Genomic DNA, 18828 nt, shown 5'->3' on the forward strand with positions numbered 1-18828 from the left:
CTACGAAAGACGAGATACGCTTCACGAATGACGAATTCTATTCCCGAATTTGCCCTGATCCATAGACCACATATTTGGAACAGGTCAGATCTTCCAGGCCCATTGGGCCTCGCGCATGTAACCGGGTTGTACTAATCCCCATTTCTGCCCCGAGACCAAACTCATACCCATCATTGAGTCGGGTCGACGCGTTAACCATGACGGCACTTGCATCGACTTGCCGAAGAAACCGAAGTGCTCGACTATAGTCATTCGTCAAAATGGATTCGGTGTGGCGTGAGCCATACGTCTCAATGTGGTCCATAGCTTGATCCATATCTTTGACCACCCGTATTGCGAGGATGAGCGAGAGGAATTCTTTTCCGAAATCATCGTCTTGCGCCGGCTTGGCATTCGGCAAGACTTCACAGGTTTTCGGGCACCCCCGAATTTCTACGCCAGCCTCTGTCAGAGCTTTCCCCAACGGGACCAAAAATGTTTTGGCGATTTTGTCATGAACCAGCAGGCTTTCAAGGGAATTGCAAGTTGAAGGTCGTTGAACTTTCGCATTCAAACAAATGTTTTGCGCTTGAATTAAATCGGCATTCGCATCAACGTAAATGTGGCAAACGCCCTTGTCATGCTTGATCACTGGAATGGTGGAATTGGTCGTCACGGTTTCCATTAACGACTCCCCGCCCCGAGGAATGATCAAATCAACGAACGTATCACTTTTGAGAAGATCGAGTACGATCTCACGGTCAGGACGGTCAATAAAGCTAATGGCTCCCTCCGGAATCCCGGTGTTGTTGGCAGTCTCAACCAAGACCTTCGCAATGGCCGTATTGGAATGAATTGCCTCTGAGCCTCCACGCAGTATGCACACATTTCCCGACTTCAAGCACAAGGCTGCGGCATCTGCTGTGACATTTGGGCGAGACTCATAAATGATGCCAATTACGCCAATTGGGACACGGACTTTCCCCACCCGCATGCCATTTGGGCGTTTTTTAAAGCCGACCGATTCACCAACGGGATCGCGCAAGGCAACAATCTCGCGAATCTGCTTCGCCATGCCGGTAATACGTTCCGGAGTCAGCTTGAGACGATCCGCCATCGCTGCACGAGCTGGATCATCGCCAAAGTTTTCCAGGTCTTCTTCATTGGCTTCGAGAATGGCTTCAGTCGCTTCTTCCAAAGCATCCGCCATCGCTTCCAAGGCTTTATTTTTGCTGGCAGCCGTCAATATGCTGAGTGGACGGGCTGCCGCACGCGCAGTTTCGAGAAGAGTCTGGAGATACTCTTCGTTACTAACTTCCTCTTCTTCCTCTACGGCTTCTATATCATCCTGGTCTTCAGACTGTTCATCAGGAACTTCAAGTTCTTCTTCAGTTTCCATATTGCCCTATTCTTGACTAATATTTGTCAGGTATCGATGTGAGGGAATAGACGTTGAGAATACCCCGCTATATAAAGGACCGTCAAGCATCACATCCTTGGAATAACATTAGAACGAAGCACTCAACAGCACGGTGCATTTTCGATTTCCTATATTTCTATGCTTGATTTTGCCCACACAATCCTGCATATTACGAATCAGTTTTCGACGAGTGAGCCTGATTCCTCATTTTATCTCCTCGCAATTTGTCATTCCTCGTGCCGAGGTAGCTCAGTTGGCAGAGCACAGCCCTGAAAAGGCTGGTGTCGACAGTTCGATTCTGTCCCTCGGCACCATATTTCTTCTTTCGCAAATCCAGCGGGCTCACATTTCAAATGAAATGACCTGGCTTTTCCAGGACTCTCATATTCTCCTCAGGAAGTAGTTTGCCTCGCGCCATTTCAAATAACCTCCGATGTTGGAGTTGTTCCTTTGCGACTTTGAATCGTAACCACCATTTTGATGAGCGACCAGTAATTAGTTGCTGAACAAATCGGCATGACTACCCATTCGAATATATTCGATGACCTTTTCTTGTTTATTAATCCGGTAAATGAGCAGCCAGTCAGGTTCAAGATGGCATTCACGATAATTGTTCCAATGGCCCATGAGCTGATGGTCTTTGTTTTTATCTGGAAGTGGCTTTCCGGTTATCAATAATTCATGGACCGCTTTGAACTTATCCATGTCTTTGTGTTGCCGTTGACATCGACGCGCATCACGCCGAAATTTTGTTGACCGAGTAAAACGGTACATGGATTAAATGCCAAGGTCTTTATATAATTCTTTGGTGCTTCGAAATTTCTTTCCTCCCCCTTGCGTCAGTTCCTCCATCGCTTCAAGTGTTTCATCATTCGGTTGCTTCGCAGTCGGTCGAAATGGCAGTCCTCCAACATTCACGGATTGTTGTAAGAACATGCGAATAGCATCGGCCGTGCTTAAGCCAACGGCTGAAAATACAGCCTCTGCTTTTTCCTTGAGTTCTGGCTTAACCCGAGACTGTACAGTTACATTTGACATTGCCTCATACCTCCTACAAAATACACATTGTATTGCAAATTATATCATATAGAATGCAATTTGCAATCATTTTGTTCATTTCAACTGCAAAATGAACTATGCTCTATCGCTGTTTGTGTTTACCTCTTAGGTTGAAGGGCAATATATTTCAACGCAGAGTTCATTGTTATAGCCGCTTCATATACCTTCCGCATGTTTGAAGTGCATAATTGCGCTGAGTTAGTTGATAGGCCAAGCTGGAACTTAATTGGATTCGTATAATCTACTGTTCGTACTAGTGCGCCTGTAATGGGAAAGGATTGCTGCGCGTGTGTGGTCGATATACACAAAAAGAAAAAGTCGATAATCTGCTGAAGCTGCTTCAGGTGATCCGGAAGCCTCTGCTCACACCTCGCTACAATATTTCGCCAAGTCAAATGGCGGCGTGTGTCAGACATGCTCCGGAAAATGATCACCGCGAATGTGTCATGATGAAGTGGGGATTGATTCCTGCTTGGGCTGCGAATCCAAGCATTGGAAGTAAGTTAATCAATGCGCGAGGGGAAACGGTGGCAGAAAAACCATCGTTCAGGAAAAGCTTCAAATCCCAACGGTGCTTAATTCTCGCCGATGGATTCTATGAATGGAAGCAAGAAGGAAAGGTCAAACAACCGTATTACATACGCTTTAAAGACCACCGACCCTTTGCCTTTGCTGGTCTCTGGGAACGGTGGACGAAGGCAGGGCCCACCATCCAATCCTGTACCGTCATTACAACCACTCCCAATGCCCTCATGAAACCGGTGTACCATCGCATGCCGGTGATTCTCTCTCCACAAGATTATGCGACATGGCTTGATCCATCAATACACGACCCTGCTGACTTATTGGTATTGCTTGCGCCGTTGGCCTCGGATGAAATGGAAGCCTTTCCCGTCAGTACGCTTGTGAATAATCCACAGAATGATCGGCCAGAATGTATCGAACTTCTGAGATAATGAACCTTGTGGGAAGCCTTTCGATGACAAGGCCTGTTCCGTAGGTTTTAGCCTACATATTTACCTCAATTTTCGGGCAAGGTAACATAGAACGTTGATGTGACTGTGTGATCGGATGATACTCGTATTTCTCCATTTATTTCATTCTTAACGGAGTACTCTCATGAAGAAATGCCTTGGGTGTCTCTTTGCTGTCATCGTGTTCGTGACGAACCCATCATTGTTGTTGTTTGCGCAAGGGCCTGAGTTTCCGCCTCCAGCTGTTCGGACCGTCGTCGCTGAGGTATTGCTGACTGAAGGTGAGTTTCTTATTGTTCGTGGACCGTTGGGAGAAATCCGTATCGTCGTGAAGCCAGATACGAAAATGTCGGAAACTTTTGAGTTTGGTGATCGTATCAAGGCCCTTATTCGACCGGATGACTCAGCCATTTCCATTGTCCGTGCTGGACAAGATGAGCCGATAGGGGTCACTGCTGAGGCACCTGCTGCCTCCTCGTCTGACTCAGCACAATCAGCAACGTCTTCATCTACTCCGGAATCAACGAATCAACAGGCTTCAGCTCAATCTGACGATGTCCCTGTTACAATTGAACCTCAAAACAGAATTATTGTGGCTGATATTCTCATGGTCGATGGAGACTTTTATATCGTGAGAAGCGAATATGGTGAAGTCCGAATTGAAGTCACTCCAGACACGAAGACGACTGAGAAGTTTGTTTTTGGTGATCGCATTAAAGCCAAGATTCTCCCTAACGATAAAGCGATCTATATGAAACGCGCAAAACCAGACGACCCTCTTGGGTTTCAAGCGCAGAAGCCCCGTATTGCCCCTCAAACCTCACCGGCACAAGGTGCTCCGAACGCCACGCCAAAGCCTGAGGCCGCTCTGCAAGAGAATGTCGGTCCTCCCCCTCCTCCCTCTGGTACACGAAAGATTGTGGCAGAAATTCTCATGATCGATGGAGATTTTATTGTGATCAGAGGGGAAAGAGGTGAAATCCGAATAGAGGTCACCGAGAAAACCAAAAAGAGTGAGAAATTTCAATTTGGTGATAAGATTCGTGCGATTGTTCTTCCCAATGATCGTGCGGTCTCAGTCGAACGAGCCGGTCAGGATGAGCCAATCGGTATCACCGAACAGAAATGATAGAACAAAGGGTCTGGCATGAGACGGCTTTTGTGGAGTCGTCTCATCATGTAAAAAAGTAAAAAAACGAGTTTAGAGTTTTTCGGGGAGCGAGGCTTGTTGTTGCTCAAGAAACTGGAGAATTTCACGATAAGCGCGGATACGTTTGACGTAATGGACCGGTTCCCATCCGCGTGCATATCGATTGGGTAAGGTTTTGTAGTACTTCTTTTTGGCTAATAATGGAAGAACCGTTTCTAAGTGGTCCCAGCGAGTCTTGTCCTTTTTTAATCGAGTAGCTAACAGTTGTGCGTCTTTAATATGCCCCATTCCAACATTATAAGCGGCTAGCGCAAAATACATGCGATCTGGGTCTTTAACATTACTTGGTATGTTAGCGTAGAGACGTGCAAGATACCGGGCTCCTCCACTAATACTTTTTCGAGGATCCAACCGATTGGTGATGCCGAGATCAGAGGCGGTGTCGAGTGTCAACATCATAATTCCACGAACCCCGGTTGGACTCACGGCATTACGATTCCAGTGCGACTCTTGATAGGCTTGTGCCGCAAGCAGAACCCAGGGAACCCCATACTTTTTTCCGGCAAGATAAAACTCTTCCCGATATTGCGGCAATCGTGTCTTGATATGCCGTAAAAATTTCCGCTCTTCAAATGTCGATAAACTTGTCTTGAGCCGTGTGGGAACTTCTTCCTTTAACGTGGCCTGTTGTTCCCAGGAAGGCGTTTGCCAGAGAAGGATAATTCCGACGGTGAGGGCTGCAACGGCACTTGCAACCTTCGTCAATTGGTTGATGGCAACCATGACGGCATGTCGTTCATAATTCACTGATCAGCCACCCCTTCGAGTTTGATCTCAGTTAGGCCGTTGCTCGGGTTATTTTACCCAACTCATCAACCATGTTTCCACTCTTTAATGGTCTCATGGAATGATCACCCGTGCAAGATTCATCAATCAAGCAAATGAAGCGTATTCCTGAGAACGAAGAAGAACCTCTCGTATTGGCAAATCGTTAATGAAAACAGCACATTTGCTGTGTGATGACAACTTCCAATAACTTTCCTCATCACATGCCTCTGAGTTTTTTGGGTACTTTAACGGCAGCGGCTCTTTTTTTCACTCGCCAATATCCACTCTATGTACTTTCTGTGGGTCCGCACTTTCATTTTCCTTGAAGTTTTACTTGTCCTACCTAAACGTGCCATTATTTAATTTTAATGTCTTGTTTAGGTGTTTCGTTGGCGAATCTCAGGGAAACTTTAAGCTCATCAGGATTACCTTTAAAAATAAGGGTGAAATTGAATGGCCATGAATTTTTAGCATCTGGGAATGGCCATGAAGTGACGCAACAGTTTCAGAAGTTTCTTGATCTGATTGCCGAGCTGCACAAAAGAGAGTCGGGTCATGGCAAATCGACTGCATCGAATAAGCCTATTTCTGAACGAAACCATTTATCCCAAATATCTCCAACTCGTGCCTCTCTTCAGCAAATCTTTGACAATGATCATCGTTCCTCTGCTCTCATCTATCGCCTGCCTCCTCCTAATGCCGAGAATCTGGCGGATGTCACTCTCATGTTACTCATCGGGTATCAAGAACTTCGACAAATGCATGAAGTTCCGGCAACGGTGCTTAATCAGGCCTTGGTCCGTTCATCATTGAAAATTTCAAGACTTGATCGAGTCTTAAAGCCCTATATACGAGAACGATTGGTTGTGAAGCGGGGGCGAGGTAAGGGGGGATACTATCGTCTGACTGATCTGGGAATACGAAAGGCTTCAGAAAAGATTCGTGAGCATGTCGCACTCCTGCCTTCCGCCAGTCATCTCAGTCGTTTGTCATGAATCTTATCGATTATCGAAAATCAGACATGCAAGGTTATTGAAGCATGAATGTCTCATATTCTAACTTTTGGAGTTTTTTGTCTAAGAGATGCATTCCCAGAATGACGACAACAAGCAATGAGACGGCAAACCCGTAGCCATAGTACGGGAGCCCCATGTAGAGAGACCAGGTTGTCAAAATCACATTGGCAATTAAAAACAGACTTGAAAGCCCCAGGGCAATCAGACGTTTGTCTAAATAGAACATCACGTTGAGAATTCCTAAGAACAAGACCTGAAGACCGGCTGCGACGATATCGACATACAGCAACGATTCATACAATTCTGATATTTCCAGCCAACGTAAGATTGGCGGACCAATGGCCCAAATGAGCAAGGACACGACAAACTGAATTTTCATGATCTCAAACAGACCGAGACGAATGGTCCGTACCATTTCATTTTTGGCATGTTGAATATGATCGAGCGAGGCCCCTCCCCGAATGGCATCGTAAAATTCCTGATATCGCTCAACGAAATCCGTCTCCATACGAACGAGAAAACTGGCCATGCCTGGTAAAATCGAAAGATAAGCCAAGAAAATGGGCAAGTCATAGATTGGTGAATTTCGAATTGGCCCAATGATCAGTTGACTGGTCTCCGGATAATACCAAAATAAAAATTTGTCGATCCAGATAGCGAGATTATAGACCAACCCCAACCAGATCAAACTGACGTACATTCTTCCCTTTTTCAGAAAGTCCCATGCGAGGAGTGTGTCGGAAGAATAATTCCGAACAGTCAGACCTAACATGCCAACTAAGATAAAAAACTGTCCGATAAAGAACCCAAAAAGCAGCCCTTCTAGCCCAAAAGACCGCATGGCGAGTGCTGCTCCAATCGTAAGCCCATAGCCAAGCCCATACAGCAAAAGCACGGCTTTATATTCTTTCATACTGGACAAAAAGATCGTGGCGATCCAGATGTTTCCCAAGACCACAAAACTGCCAATCATGAGCACTTTGTACAGGACCGTTTGTTCCGGAAATAACCAGGCGATGACGCCTGTTGCAAAGATCCCGCAGGCTATCGTGACAAGGCAGAGCACGCCGTGAAAGTTACTCAGCACTAATTCGTCTTTTTGTTCATACAGACGATCAGCCACATATCGCGTAAACGAGGTTTGTAAACATCCGGTTAAAATTAAACTGAAGGCAATGAGGTAGGTGACTGAGAGTTGAAATTGAATAATGAGTGTTTCCGGAGCGATGACGGAGAGACTCATGACCCCAATGACTAATATGCCAATAATGGATAAGATCCAAGGGCCAGAACTAATCACGCCTGCATAGGCGTAGGCCTTCAGTAATGACCAGTAACTATCCTTTTTTAGGATTTTTCGGAGTTCAAAGCCGATACCTGCCATGAGTCAAACGCTTTCGTGTAAATCGACTGATATTGCTCAATCATTTGTTGTTGCGTATAGAATGTTTCAACCCGCTCTATGCCGGCTCGCTGAGAGGCCTGCCAACGTTGTTCATTCGACAAGAGATTCAAGGCGGCTTCTGCTAACGCTGTGGGATTCGCCATACTCACAACCGCACCGGCTGAGCCTGCCACGTCGTCTGCAAGCCCCTCCCCTTCAATCAGTTGCCGGCAGGCGCCAACGTCAGTTGTGACCGCCGGAATCCCTGCGGCAAACCCTTCAAGGACAACAAGAGGCAGCGCTTCGCTAATCGAGCTTAAAATCAGGAGTCCAATTCGAGGAAGGATTTCATCGACTTTTTGAAATCCAAGAAATTTGACATGATTAGAGAGGCCTAAACTTTCGGTTAAATTTCGGCAGTCCTGGACGTATTCTTGGTCTTCATCTTCCGGTCCGGCAATCCAGCCTTCTGCCGACGGCATGCGGTTGACGACGGTCCGCATCGCTCGAATAAACGTCTTAACATCTTTAATGGGGACGACTCGTCCTATCAGGCACAAGACGGGTGGCGGGTGAGTTGGCCGACGTGAACGCAGTGCCTGAAAACGCTCAATGTGAATGCCGTTTGGGATCGTGAGGGTACGAGACTCCTCTGCACCGTCATGTATTTGACGTTGTCGGTTGACTTCATATAACGAAATAATGGGGTCGGCAGCATCGTAGCAAAGTCTTCCCAACACTTCGAAAAATCGTATCCAAAGTTGTTGGAAATATCCTAAATGTTCTGATCGTTTTTCCAGTTGCGTGCGATTGTCTTTAAACGACGACATCTGAAATAAATCAATGCGACGCTCTTTGGTGTAAATACCATGTTCCGACAGAATGAGCGGCCGGCCAGTGCGTTGCTGTAATAATGCTCCTAAAAAACCCGCATAGCCAGTTGACACCGTATGATAGATTTTCGCCGGAATAAGATTAGCGGCGACTTTTCCCAACATCCAAAGCGGTTCATGCATTTTCCGTACGGTCCAAAAATAGTCGACGAATGACGGGTCCGTACAATGCTTCCGATACACGTCGCACAGGTATGTCCATGCTGTTTCACTGTATAAAAATTGTTCTTGAAGTCTGTGTGGATCTTTGGTTAATAGGGTCATCATGTGCTGAGTCAACTGCATTCCTTCTGGACAGGTTTCCGGAGCTCTCAGACCATTGTGTAATTCTTCAATAAATTGAATCAGCTTTGGATCGCCTTCGATGGATTCGATTGAAGGTTGTCCATGATTGGCATGGACAAAATGGCATTCAAGATGGACGACCTGCGGAGGTAGCTCGTAACGCATTTCATCATATTCTTCCGGCTGGCCTCCGATAAACACGAGTCCAAATCGATAATCAGCAAACGCTTGAATAATTTGATGCACCCAACTGGACACGCCGCCACTCACGTAGGGGTAGGTCCCTTCTAACAACAGTGCGATGTCAACCTCTTCGGCACGCGGGAGGGTCACAACGATAGGCCTTTTTCGTATGCGTGAATGATGATGTCTTCCATCTCGACGAATTTATGATGATGCATATTCGCGAACGAGGCGTTTTTCGAAATCCCAATATTTCAAAATTGGATTCAAAATTGAAATTTGGGAAAGTGTTTGACTGTGCGTAAAGAGGTGTGAAAGTTCTGAAAAGTCCTTTTTGAAAAAGGCTAACTCGGCAAGATAGGGAATGACCCGGGCTTCAGGAATGCCATGCTCAAGAGCTTTTGTGAAGGCTTGCTGAGCGAGGTCGTGTTCTTGAGAACGCAATGCAAGTTGACCTTTCAAAGCCCACATGCCGGCATCGTCTGGATAGGCAGCTAACACTTGGTCGTTGTATTGCGTCGCTTGCCCTAACGCATATGTCAAAATATCTCCTTCCACGACCTCCTTATACACCAGTTCCCAATAGGCATAGGTTAACTGACGAGCGTGAGTCAGTTTGTCGGATGTCTCATCGGTTTGTTGATACCATTCAAGTTCTTGATTGATCTTTTCATTAATGGATTTTTCTTTTTTATCTAAAATCCCAAACGCGACGAGTCGAATGTCGTCAGCTTGATCTTGTAAGGCTTCGCGAACAGTCGTATGAATCTGATGTGATTCAAAGCTCTGCAATTTTCCCAACGCATCGAGTCGAGTTTCTGTACGAAGTGCTGAAGCTTGAAAACGTGATTGGAGATCTCCGCTTCCGTACTGAAGCATTTCGACCAACCCGGCATCGGCAAACTTCGAATCTTGAATTTCTTGGATTTCATTGTTCTTCTTGCCGAGAATGAAATAGTTGGTCATCACCACGAGTGCGATGACGCCAATGGCACCGAGCATTGGGATGAACAATGTCAGAACAGTCAGGAACATCACGACGGTTTTGGGACTCTGTCGATATTTGAGGGGAAGACTGTCTTTGCCCAGTAATCCGACTGCTAGACTCACCATGATGTGGAGAATCAGGAGACCCATCGAATCGTTCTGGTAACGATTCGTGAAAAGGAGGTAAGGAAGCGCACCTCCCTCAAGCAACGCCGCTAAGCACAGGAATATTTTTGCGATCATAGTTCCCTACAACAAGATCTTGAACAATGGTAGATGGATCATGTTCATGCAGCCCACGAATACTCACTTGAATCTCAGTCTCCTGAAATCCTTTGCCGAATCGTTCTCGAAGTAGCTGTTGAATACGGCTAAGGTAGCCTTCGATTGCCGCGTCATCGGTAAATGGAAGCAAAATGCAGAGCCGGCGTAATTCATCTTGTCGGATATCCCAGGTGACATCCAATCCTCGAGTGTGGTGAAGAATATGAAAGACGATTTCTTCTCGCATCGATGGGGTGCCGACATCAAAAATCACCACACGGCTATCGAGTCCCAATTCATATTGCAAGCGAACTAAGCGTGGTAATTCTCGAGCAAAGGCCACCGGACATTCCGGAAATTGTTCCAGAATCGGGCGTGCAAGAACTGCGGCCTGATGTCCATCGGCGAAATAATGTAAAAAGATTTTCAACATATGCAGGCTGTCTTCGTGAAGGTTGAGAAAGCGCATTCGCTCAACGACAAACCATCCCGCAATGGCGCCGTTGCTGGCCATGGCTGGAGCCACAATTAAATACTGGGTATTCGCCACCGATACCGATCGGGACATCATGACATGCGAAAATTCTTTTGTGGTTCGCGCATGGTGGACCAATGGATCATCGTTCTGGAGGCTTTCCATCGATCCGACTGAGGCTAATGGCGACTCTATGAGATGTGGCGGTAGAGCCCGATAGAATGCTGCGACTTCTAATTGAAAGAATTGCGTTAAGAGTTCGAGAAAGCGTTCGGCTGCAGCAGCCGGAATCTCATCGTCTTCATCAATGAGCATCCCGCGTAATCGCTTGAGCGCATCACGAAGTGTGAGCGGTTGACTGATTAAATGTTCTTCCAAGCTATGATGAGACATGCCGAGTAAATGGTAGGCGCGTGCGGTTTCCTGTAATCGTTGATCCAGGTAATCGTTGCGTTCTTCCATCTGTTGTAAATACATATTCCATCGGCTTCCAAATTCACCACAGATGGCAATAAACAATACGCCTCCAATAACATAGGCTTTGAGTACAGTTTCGTCGCTCAATAGACCGAATTGGATTTCAAGAAACAGACTACTGAGAAGGATTCCGACCGAGAGAAGACCTGCCCAGGTTCCATACCGCAACCCCAACAGGAGGGAGCCGATCCACAACCAGGGGAATGCCATGTTCGTTAAATACGGATCGCCTGGCACCATCCAATGACTGAATCCCAAGATTGCACACGTCAGCAGGCAGGTTTCCACCCACTGCCAGGGTTTGGGTACGGCGCGTAAGTGAACGGGCAATCGCATTTAGGAGACCCTCACTTCCTCAAGTAAACGTTTAATCAGCTTTTGTGCCACGGCGCTCACCGCTTCGCGGCTCCAGCCAGTTTGACCTCCAACTGCAGTCCACACGACTTGATTCGTATTGAGGTCGAGAAGCTGTAGACTGACGCCAACGGCCGGCTCCCCGTCGATCCCCACTTTATAGCGCCATTCGTCGACGGTCCCCGTCATGGCATAGCGGATCTTCTGATCTTTGGCCCAGCTCAATGCCGAGTCATACAATTTATGATCCGAACCCAATAACAACGACTCGTCCTGGAGAGTCGACGGATAGCGGAGTAAATGGGTAATGCCTTGACTGTAGAGCAAAGCTTCGGTAATCGCCTCAGCGCGGCGACCGGCTTGTGGAGTTTCGGTATGATTTACGATCGGCAGTAAGGCCCATGAAGCATGCGGCTCGATGAGCGGATCGCGAGAATGATCAATGACCGTGCAGCCATATGTCATGAACAGGCTTATTCCAAACATCACCAAGAAAAGTTTTTTCATTGTGTCACCTATTGAATTAAAACCAACGTTGATATTGAAGATTGATTCGCGTGGTTGTGGCATTCTGCCCAAATCCACCTCGGATATTGCTGCCAGACAGTGAAAGTCGATCCTGACCGAATAATCGTGCGGCCAGACCTGCCTCAAGGCTATGCCCAATTCCCGTCGCGCTGTTGTAATTCAAGCCAAGGAGGCCGAAGGGACGGATGCCTTTAGTGTAGATGTCGCGTATGGAATCCCCTAGACTCAGATTGATCCCGCCTTGCATGAAATTTTGAGGAATCACTTGAAGAGGAGTCGGCACTTCCTCCGTATGCGGAATAAGGCGGCTCATACTTCCCGGTAAGGTATTGACACGCCAGTAGCGTTGTACGATTCCGACCAGACGAACCGTCACATCTGGATATTCTCGTCGAACATGATGACCAATGACGCCTTCTACGCCAACTCCACGGCCAAGATCGTCACGCGTTTGGCTAAAAAACCAAGGAGCATCTAATTGAAGAGACATGAACTGACGTTTTGAGAAATAGTAGAGACCTTGTCCTCTGACAAAATCTTTCACGCCTCCGATCTGCAGTACAATAGAATCGTCAGCCTTTTGATTACGTCCCATGGTGACCGTCGTTGAGAAATGTTCGTTCCAGGTTTGTTCATAGTCGATGTTCAATCCAAAGACATTTGAGAGTGCGTTTCGATGAAACCCTGTTAAACGTACCGTTCCTGTCGGCCATTGATAGCCCAGCGATAGTCCGAATTGACGGTCGACTCGTGGGACTCCGGTTAACGCTCTTGAATCGACACTTTTCTGCCAGGCGATAGAAGCTTCTGGTTTGACTTCAACGCGTCCTAATTGAATCGGCATTGCGGTTTTTGAGACATAGCTCGAAAGAGGTCGCCGTTGTTCAAACATCACGCGTGAAGTGACTTCATCTGCGGCGTTCATGACGGCTTCTTGGAATTGAACATGTGCGGCATTCTGATCTGGGTGGCGTGTCAATGAATCAAAGGCTAGCTCTTGCGCCATCGTCTTCCGGTCAAGTCTGTTCGCGGCTTCAATATGATCGGATGTCGATAACGTGTCTGTATAATTATGAGCGATAGCTTCGATCTCCACCCAGTCATTTTCTGCAAGTGCAATGGCAAGTTTGGCCCAACCCGGTTCATGAAATTGCTGGGCATACGCATTCCAGAGCCAACGTTTGGCAGCGTCAAAGGCTTCTTGAGAGAGAAACCATGCGACGACGAGTTCTTTCATGACTGGTGCTGTCAACTGAGTTCGTGCATTTCGCAACAGGGAAAGGAGTGTATCCCCGGGGTCTTTTCTCTGTGTCAATATGGCGAGCGCCTCAATTGTTTCAGAAGAAGGGGCTTCAGATGGGTGAGACAAGAGCGACTGGCGAATGACCGTCCATGCATGTTGGCGAACTTGCCATGCCAACACGGTTTGGGAGGATGCCTCAAGAGCTGACGCGTAGTTCAAGAGCCAAAGATAATCCTGTTGTCGAGTCTTCAGTTGCCGAACGAAGTATGGGAGGGCTTGTCGATGCTGATCGAGGACGACATATGCAGCTGCGACGGGACCCCATAGTCTCGAATCAGACTCAATGGCAGCCTGCCATGTATCAAGATAGTATTTCAGTGCCGTTCGATTCTGGCGTTCGACCAAAAACCACAACACCGCTTCTTTCGTTTCGTTCGATTCCGGATTGATAGTCAGGGCTTGTTCATAGGCGCGAAGGGCTTGAGATGGTTGGCCGATTTTCCACATGATTTCTGCACGAATGATCCAATACCGTTCCTGATGAACAACGAGATCCTCTTCCCATGGCAAGAGCCCTTCTAAGGTCGATTGCACCTGTTCAAATTGTTGTTCTTGGAGTTGGAGATCCAATGCGTGCATCAAAAACTTTGGGCTATGAAATGTCTTCCATCCTGCAAGACTGACTTGAATAGCTTCTGATGGTTGTGTGTGACGTAAAAGTAGAATGAGGCGTTCCTGAGCTTCACCTGTAAGTTGCTGCCGAGCGCGTAATTGCTGATAAGCGTGTTCAGCTTCTTGATCATCTTCGAATATCCACGCTAAATGTCCAATAAATTTCCAATATTCGTCATCGTCTTCTTTCGCGTGACTTTTCACGCTCCGCAATAAGGCATAGGCATTCTGTAAATCACCACGAGCCGACAAGAGCCGTGCTTGCTGGGTTGCCCAGGTGAGCTGTGACCCGTATTGTTCTTCGAGCTCTCGATAGTAGCGATAGGCTTTTGTGACTTGGCCCATTCGTTGGTAGAGGTTGGCAATATGTTCAAGATAGGCCTGATTCGGTCGACGTTGATAAAGGTGAGTCAAATAGGCGACAGCCTCTTCCGGTTTTCCTATCCGCTCGAATCCATCCGATAGTGCACGCCATTCCGACTCCGATAAGGCTCGCAATTTCCCCAACCCCAAGAGGGCGAACACAATATTCTCGTCATCATAGGCACCTGGGGCTAATCGCAGTATTTGTTCAAAAGACTTTCGGCTCGGTTTCTTCTCCGCAATCGTTCGCCATTGTGTAAGTGCAACCTGTTGACGGCCTGTCCACTCAGCGACTTGAGCGAGTTTTTTTCTCCATGCTAATCGATGAGGAGCTTGTTCGACGGCGGCTTTGGCTAATTGATAGGCATCGTGTAAGTTCTGATTTTCTAAGAAGACCGCATATCCAAGCTGATACATCTGATCATCAAACTTCCGAAATTTTCTCTGCCTTTCCGGAAGTGTGTTCTTGGACGATTGGGTTTGAGTGGCAAGAGTCCGGTAGCGGGAGAAGTTGTTCGTTGAAGACCAACTTGGGGCATATTCAAAATCTGTGATCTTCGCAAGTACCGGAGCGAAGACGAATGCGTACTCATCTTCGTGATCTTCAAAATCTGCACGGACTTGAAGGTTTCGAAAGATAAGGCTAATCGAAGCAACCTGCAATAAATCCTTTACATATTTTTGAGCAAAGTCGCCATCTCCTGCGGCACGGCCAAGTGACACCAAAAATAACAAGGTTGTTTCATCATGTCGTAAGTCGCCCAGATGTTGTTCAGCTTGTATGATGGCTTGTGTGAGTAAATTTCCAAACTGTAACGCTTTCAGTGCTGCGAGATAATAGTCACGCTTATGCACTTGACGAGTTTCCTGACTCTGAGCAGAAAAATACAAGGTTGCAGCTTTTTGATACGCCCCCTGCCCTAACGCCAATTCGGCAGCTTTCGCATACCACTGTGCAGTCTGAGGGGTTGATTGCTGTCCGAGTTGTTCATACATGGATTGTGCGAGACGCTGATCGCCAACCATCAGCGCAAATTCTGCAAATTGGGAGAGTGTTTCACTGTCATATTCCTGGGATGTTTCTGCTAGCCGTGTAAGATATTGTCCAATTTGCCGTATGCCCTGACGACGGGCTGATGATGTTTCTGGGAATGAAAAGGTTTGAGTTTTGAGCATCTGGAGATTGAATAGCTGCGCATTCATCCGCACATGTGGGTTGTCGCTCGTGAGTAATGGAGTGACAGTTTCTTGGGCATGTGTCATGTTGCCGATCGCAAACTGATGTTGAGCAAGCATAAAACGAAGGTCAGTATCCTCGGGTTTGGCTTTCAGAAGATTGAGGAGAAAAAATGTACTGACCGTCGATGCTTGGCTGGCTTGAGCGACTTGATTAAAGATCCGTTGCTTCGGAAACAACACCATCAACACTAAAACGATCCCAACAGCAAATAACGAGATCGACCAGAGAGAGAACAATCGTTCCCTGGTTTGACGATCCGAGCGTCTAAGAACATGTGATGCTGATGGGTTTTTCACGTTGTTGTGTGACAAAAAGGTTCAATAGCTTCCCTTCTTGTCGGTTCTCAACGTGTCCAACATTAGCCGTTACCGCACACTTTGTTGCATTTCCCACCGAAACGATAAGCGGTTGGTAGCTTTTCAGCGTTAGCTGCAAGGTGTTCTCCTTCTGTACCCAATTCAGTAATTGCCCATTCGTGTTATGTAAATATGGAAGAGTTGGCCTCGTCGGCTTCAATTGCAGAGTGACTTCAGACTGGTCAGCGACATGGAGATACCGATGCGTTTCATGATCAGAAAATCCGGCAATTCCTTGACTCTTTTGCAAATCTGGATACCCCAATGTCTGCGGGATTCGAAGTTCTTTTAAGGAGGTCGTTCCACGAATGTTCCAAGAAGTACCGGCTTTTGCGATGACAATCTGATTGAAATTATGGACTTTTTGAATGTATTCAGAGACGTAGATCGGATTGACGCCTTGCTGTAATGCCCATGAATAGACTCGATGGAGCGCTGTTAGAGAGGCTTTTTTACTTGCAGAGTAGGTGTGATAATAAATATTGATGGGTTTGAGTCGTCTTGGACGATCGGTGAGTTGAAAGGTTTCAATCACACGCTCAAATCCGTAGTAGGGACCGGTCCATTCATTCGTATAAATATTTTCGTTTTGATTCGGTGCATAGATTTGGTAATGCTTACCCTTTTGAATTCCGAATGCGGCTACCGCTGTCAAAGAGTTATGTTGTTTCGTCATGATGGTATCCCCGCCGTTCATATTTCCGACCTGAATCTCGTAGGTTAAATCTACGGCTTCCGCGGCAGGGTTACAGTCACCTGTCCATAAAAAAACTTGAACCCGTTTATCTGGCGGGGCTAACGTCGAATTGATGTAATCAATCGAACCTTTGATTTCTCGCGTGAGACTTTCAGGACCGTATACATAATCTGGTATGTTCAAATTGTAATCGCCGGGACTATTAGGACCAGAAATCACAAACTCCCGCCACACGAGTGGGTGAGAGTACGAATGGCTGGCCATTTCGACATGCTTTAAGGCAAACATCGCTCGGGCTGTTTTTTCAAATCGTGGAGTCAGTTTCGGATAGAGCCCTTGAGCACCAATCTCCCCTTCTATGACTGAGAGCGTTGTTGGGACTTGGTACTTTTTCAGGATATTTCGATACAGCACTTCTCCGGCATACCGTTTCCCAGGAAATTCGGCTAAACTCGGAAATCCATCCCCATCAATATGTGTCAAGAGTAGTCGACGTCCATTCTGAGTTGTCGTATCGGGAACAGGCATAGGCGCTAACCGAAGCGTGTCTTGTAGAAAACGAATCGGGTCAAAAACCCAACGAGAATGTTCTAGGTTGGGAAGCTGGATCACGGCATACGGAAAGAGGGCATAGCCTCCCCAAGGCGTAATCGCAACAACATCCTGGCGTTGCCCATCAAGTGATTCCACCTGTAACAGCGATTCCCCGAGTTCAAGCGTTAGTGAAACAAATCCACGTCGCTTGGGAATCGGGTCGATCTCGTAACCCATTCGAGGGTCTTTAATTGAAAAATGCACGTTCGTTACTGGTTTACCAAGGGGATCGACGGATAAATCTAGTGGAGTAAGATATGGCTCTTCTAAGGGAAATCCAAATGAATCGAAGAAGACAATTCGGATGCCTTGATGAATTTGCTTCTGCACCCATAGGTGGAATTCCTGGCTCCAGGGATGTTGGTCTCCTGATACCCACACCACAATCCCTGCGTACCGACCAGTTAATGGATAGTCCGGTAATGGTGATCTGACATCATGATGTGTTGACACATAGCCCAGGTGATTTAACGGAAAATCAATGAAGCGATGCAGGTCGCTATGCACAGGTTGAGGATCACGGGCACTATCATATACCGCCAAAATTTTTCGCGGCATGACCTCAACGGCTCCAATGCCTAACAAATTCAATTCAGGTGTGCTCACCCAGGGAATCATGCCGAGGTCCTGAATCTTTCGGGCCACGTCTCGTGCGTCTTTTCGGCTCTGTGGTGGGAGGTAATCGATGACAATGGCTGGTATATCATGGGATTGTTGTATCGTCTGTAATTGTTGTACAAGCCATTGTCGATCGTTTTGTGATACTTCGACGTAGCGACTCCTCTGTTGATCCCATCCTCGAAACACTGATTCTGCGGCCACCGCAAAAACATGGTCAGCTACGGTAGGAATGATTTCAAACCCTCGATTGAAAATCAGCTTTGCGTCAGGATAGGTCCGTTTGATGGCACGTATCACTCGACTCAACCCCTGTTCTTGATGCTGTTTTTCTTCTGCCGTGCTTGCGACGAGGTGATAAGAGTCGAGCGTATCAAGGAAAAAGCCTCGAAAACCTTGCTTCCAGAGCGGCCCGATAATGTGTTCGATCACGAAGGTTGGCCAGGCCTCCTGACTTTGATCAATGATCTGCGAATCCCAAATGGAGTTTTTCCCTAACACCCATTGTTTGGGAACCGTCTGTGCGTAGGCGCGAGACGAGGCAAATTCCCCTAAGCTCACGTATGCGAATAATTCACTTTGTGATGTGCGATAGGCATTGGGATCATAGTGATGATCAGGCTCAATAACGACGACATCGAAAGCGTGTAATTCATCAAGAGGGGCATGTTCGCCATAAAAAAATGCCACACTGAAATTGGCGCTCCATCCTTGAGCCGCCTGGGCCATGACGATGCATGCCAGGCAGAGAACAACACGGATACGTTTATGGATTGAACGACGATCCAC

General features: G+C 47.0%; 14 protein-coding genes and 1 tRNA gene. 4 read left to right on the top strand and 11 right to left on the bottom strand.

Annotated features, from left to right (window positions below; all coding sequences use genetic code 11):
* Positions 1-37: 37 nt before the first annotated feature.
* The gene (locus tag ACWQXP_RS04335) at positions 38-1378 is read right to left on the bottom strand and encodes a glutamate-5-semialdehyde dehydrogenase (protein ID WP_454061619.1); all 1341 of its coding nucleotides are present in this window, start codon (positions 1376-1378) and stop codon (positions 38-40) included.
* A gap of 259 nt (positions 1379-1637) precedes the next feature.
* Here ACWQXP_RS04335 and ACWQXP_RS04340 point away from each other — a divergent pair.
* Positions 1638-1713, top strand: a tRNA-Phe gene (locus ACWQXP_RS04340).
* A 181-nt stretch (positions 1714-1894) separates the two neighbouring features.
* Here ACWQXP_RS04340 and ACWQXP_RS04345 read toward each other — a convergent pair.
* Together ACWQXP_RS04345 and ACWQXP_RS04350 are read right to left on the bottom strand one after the other, a co-directional pair.
* Entirely contained in the window at positions 1895-2173 is a 279-nt protein-coding gene (locus tag ACWQXP_RS04345) for a type II toxin-antitoxin system YafQ family toxin (RefSeq protein WP_454061620.1), read from the bottom strand.
* Positions 2174-2176: 3 nt separating this feature from the next.
* Positions 2177-2437: a type II toxin-antitoxin system RelB/DinJ family antitoxin gene (locus ACWQXP_RS04350; RefSeq protein ID WP_454061621.1), complete on the bottom strand. Its 261-nt coding sequence runs from the start codon at positions 2435-2437 to the stop codon at positions 2177-2179.
* Positions 2438-2745: 308 nt separating this feature from the next.
* On the opposite strand from ACWQXP_RS04350, the gene ACWQXP_RS04355 reads away from it, so the two are divergent.
* On the top strand, positions 2746-3414 hold the full coding sequence (locus ACWQXP_RS04355; protein ID WP_454061622.1) for an SOS response-associated peptidase: 669 nt from the start codon (positions 2746-2748) through the stop codon (positions 3412-3414).
* Between the two features lie 163 nt (positions 3415-3577).
* Positions 3578-4561 (top strand): hypothetical protein, encoded by a 984-nt coding sequence (locus ACWQXP_RS04360; protein WP_454061623.1) that lies wholly within the window; start codon positions 3578-3580, stop codon positions 4559-4561.
* 72 nt (positions 4562-4633) lie between these two features.
* On the opposite strand, the gene ACWQXP_RS04365 is transcribed toward ACWQXP_RS04360, so the two are convergent.
* Complete coding sequence (locus ACWQXP_RS04365; RefSeq protein ID WP_454061624.1) at positions 4634-5389, bottom strand: transglycosylase SLT domain-containing protein; 756 nt, start codon at positions 5387-5389, stop codon at positions 4634-4636.
* Positions 5390-5859: 470 nt separating this feature from the next.
* Here ACWQXP_RS04365 and ACWQXP_RS04370 point away from each other — a divergent pair, with 470 nt between their 5' ends.
* Positions 5860-6405 carry a hypothetical protein gene (locus tag ACWQXP_RS04370; RefSeq protein ID WP_454061625.1) on the top strand — a complete coding sequence of 182 codons (546 nt, stop codon included), beginning with the start codon at positions 5860-5862 and terminating at the stop codon, positions 6403-6405.
* Positions 6406-6439: 34 nt separating this feature from the next.
* Here the strand turns inward: ACWQXP_RS04370 and pelG are convergent, their stop codons facing one another.
* The 7 genes from pelG to ACWQXP_RS04405 are packed head-to-tail and all read right to left on the bottom strand — an operon-like array spanning position 6440 to position 18828.
* Positions 6440-7810, bottom strand: a complete 1371-nt coding sequence (pelG, locus tag ACWQXP_RS04375; protein ID WP_454061626.1) for an exopolysaccharide Pel transporter PelG — start codon at positions 7808-7810, stop codon at positions 6440-6442.
* On the bottom strand, positions 7774-9321 hold the full coding sequence (gene pelF, locus ACWQXP_RS04380) for a GT4 family glycosyltransferase PelF (RefSeq protein WP_454061627.1): 1548 nt from the start codon (positions 9319-9321) through the stop codon (positions 7774-7776). Before pelF ends, pelG begins: the two co-directional genes overlap by 37 nt.
* A gap of 54 nt (positions 9322-9375) precedes the next feature.
* Positions 9376-10401, bottom strand: coding sequence for a hypothetical protein (locus tag ACWQXP_RS04385; RefSeq protein ID WP_454061628.1), 1026 nt, complete (start codon positions 10399-10401; stop codon positions 9376-9378).
* Positions 10361-11710 (bottom strand): PelD GGDEF domain-containing protein, encoded by a 1350-nt coding sequence (locus ACWQXP_RS04390; protein WP_454061629.1) that lies wholly within the window; start codon positions 11708-11710, stop codon positions 10361-10363. The genes ACWQXP_RS04385 and ACWQXP_RS04390 overlap by 41 nt, the downstream gene beginning before the upstream one ends.
* A complete protein-coding gene (locus tag ACWQXP_RS04395) occupies positions 11711-12235 on the bottom strand; it encodes a penicillin-binding protein activator LpoB (protein WP_454061630.1) in 525 nt (174 codons plus the stop codon). It lies immediately after the preceding gene.
* A gap of 16 nt (positions 12236-12251) precedes the next feature.
* Positions 12252-16010, bottom strand: a complete 3759-nt coding sequence (locus ACWQXP_RS04400) for a tetratricopeptide repeat protein (RefSeq protein WP_454061631.1) — start codon at positions 16008-16010, stop codon at positions 12252-12254.
* A gap of 28 nt (positions 16011-16038) precedes the next feature.
* Entirely contained in the window at positions 16039-18828 is a 2790-nt protein-coding gene (locus ACWQXP_RS04405; protein ID WP_454061632.1) for a bifunctional glycoside hydrolase 114/ polysaccharide deacetylase family protein, read from the bottom strand.

This window comes from Candidatus Nitrospira salsa (genome assembly GCF_965152625.1).

Coding starts and splice junctions, on each gene's coding strand:
- ACWQXP_RS04360 (WP_454061623.1), top strand. CDS start 3,578: ATGAAGAAATGCCTTGGGTGTCTCTTTGCTGTCATCGTGTTCGTGACG.
- ACWQXP_RS04335 (WP_454061619.1), bottom strand. CDS start 1,378: ATGGAAACTGAAGAAGAACTTGAAGTTCCTGATGAACAGTCTGAAGAC.
- ACWQXP_RS04395 (WP_454061630.1), bottom strand. CDS start 12,235: ATGAAAAAACTTTTCTTGGTGATGTTTGGAATAAGCCTGTTCATGACA.
- pelG (WP_454061626.1), bottom strand. CDS start 7,810: ATGGCAGGTATCGGCTTTGAACTCCGAAAAATCCTAAAAAAGGATAGT.
- ACWQXP_RS04385 (WP_454061628.1), bottom strand. CDS start 10,401: ATGATCGCAAAAATATTCCTGTGCTTAGCGGCGTTGCTTGAGGGAGGT.
- ACWQXP_RS04390 (WP_454061629.1), bottom strand. CDS start 11,710: ATGCGATTGCCCGTTCACTTACGCGCCGTACCCAAACCCTGGCAGTGG.
- ACWQXP_RS04345 (WP_454061620.1), bottom strand. CDS start 2,173: ATGTACCGTTTTACTCGGTCAACAAAATTTCGGCGTGATGCGCGTCGA.
- ACWQXP_RS04350 (WP_454061621.1), bottom strand. CDS start 2,437: ATGTCAAATGTAACTGTACAGTCTCGGGTTAAGCCAGAACTCAAGGAA.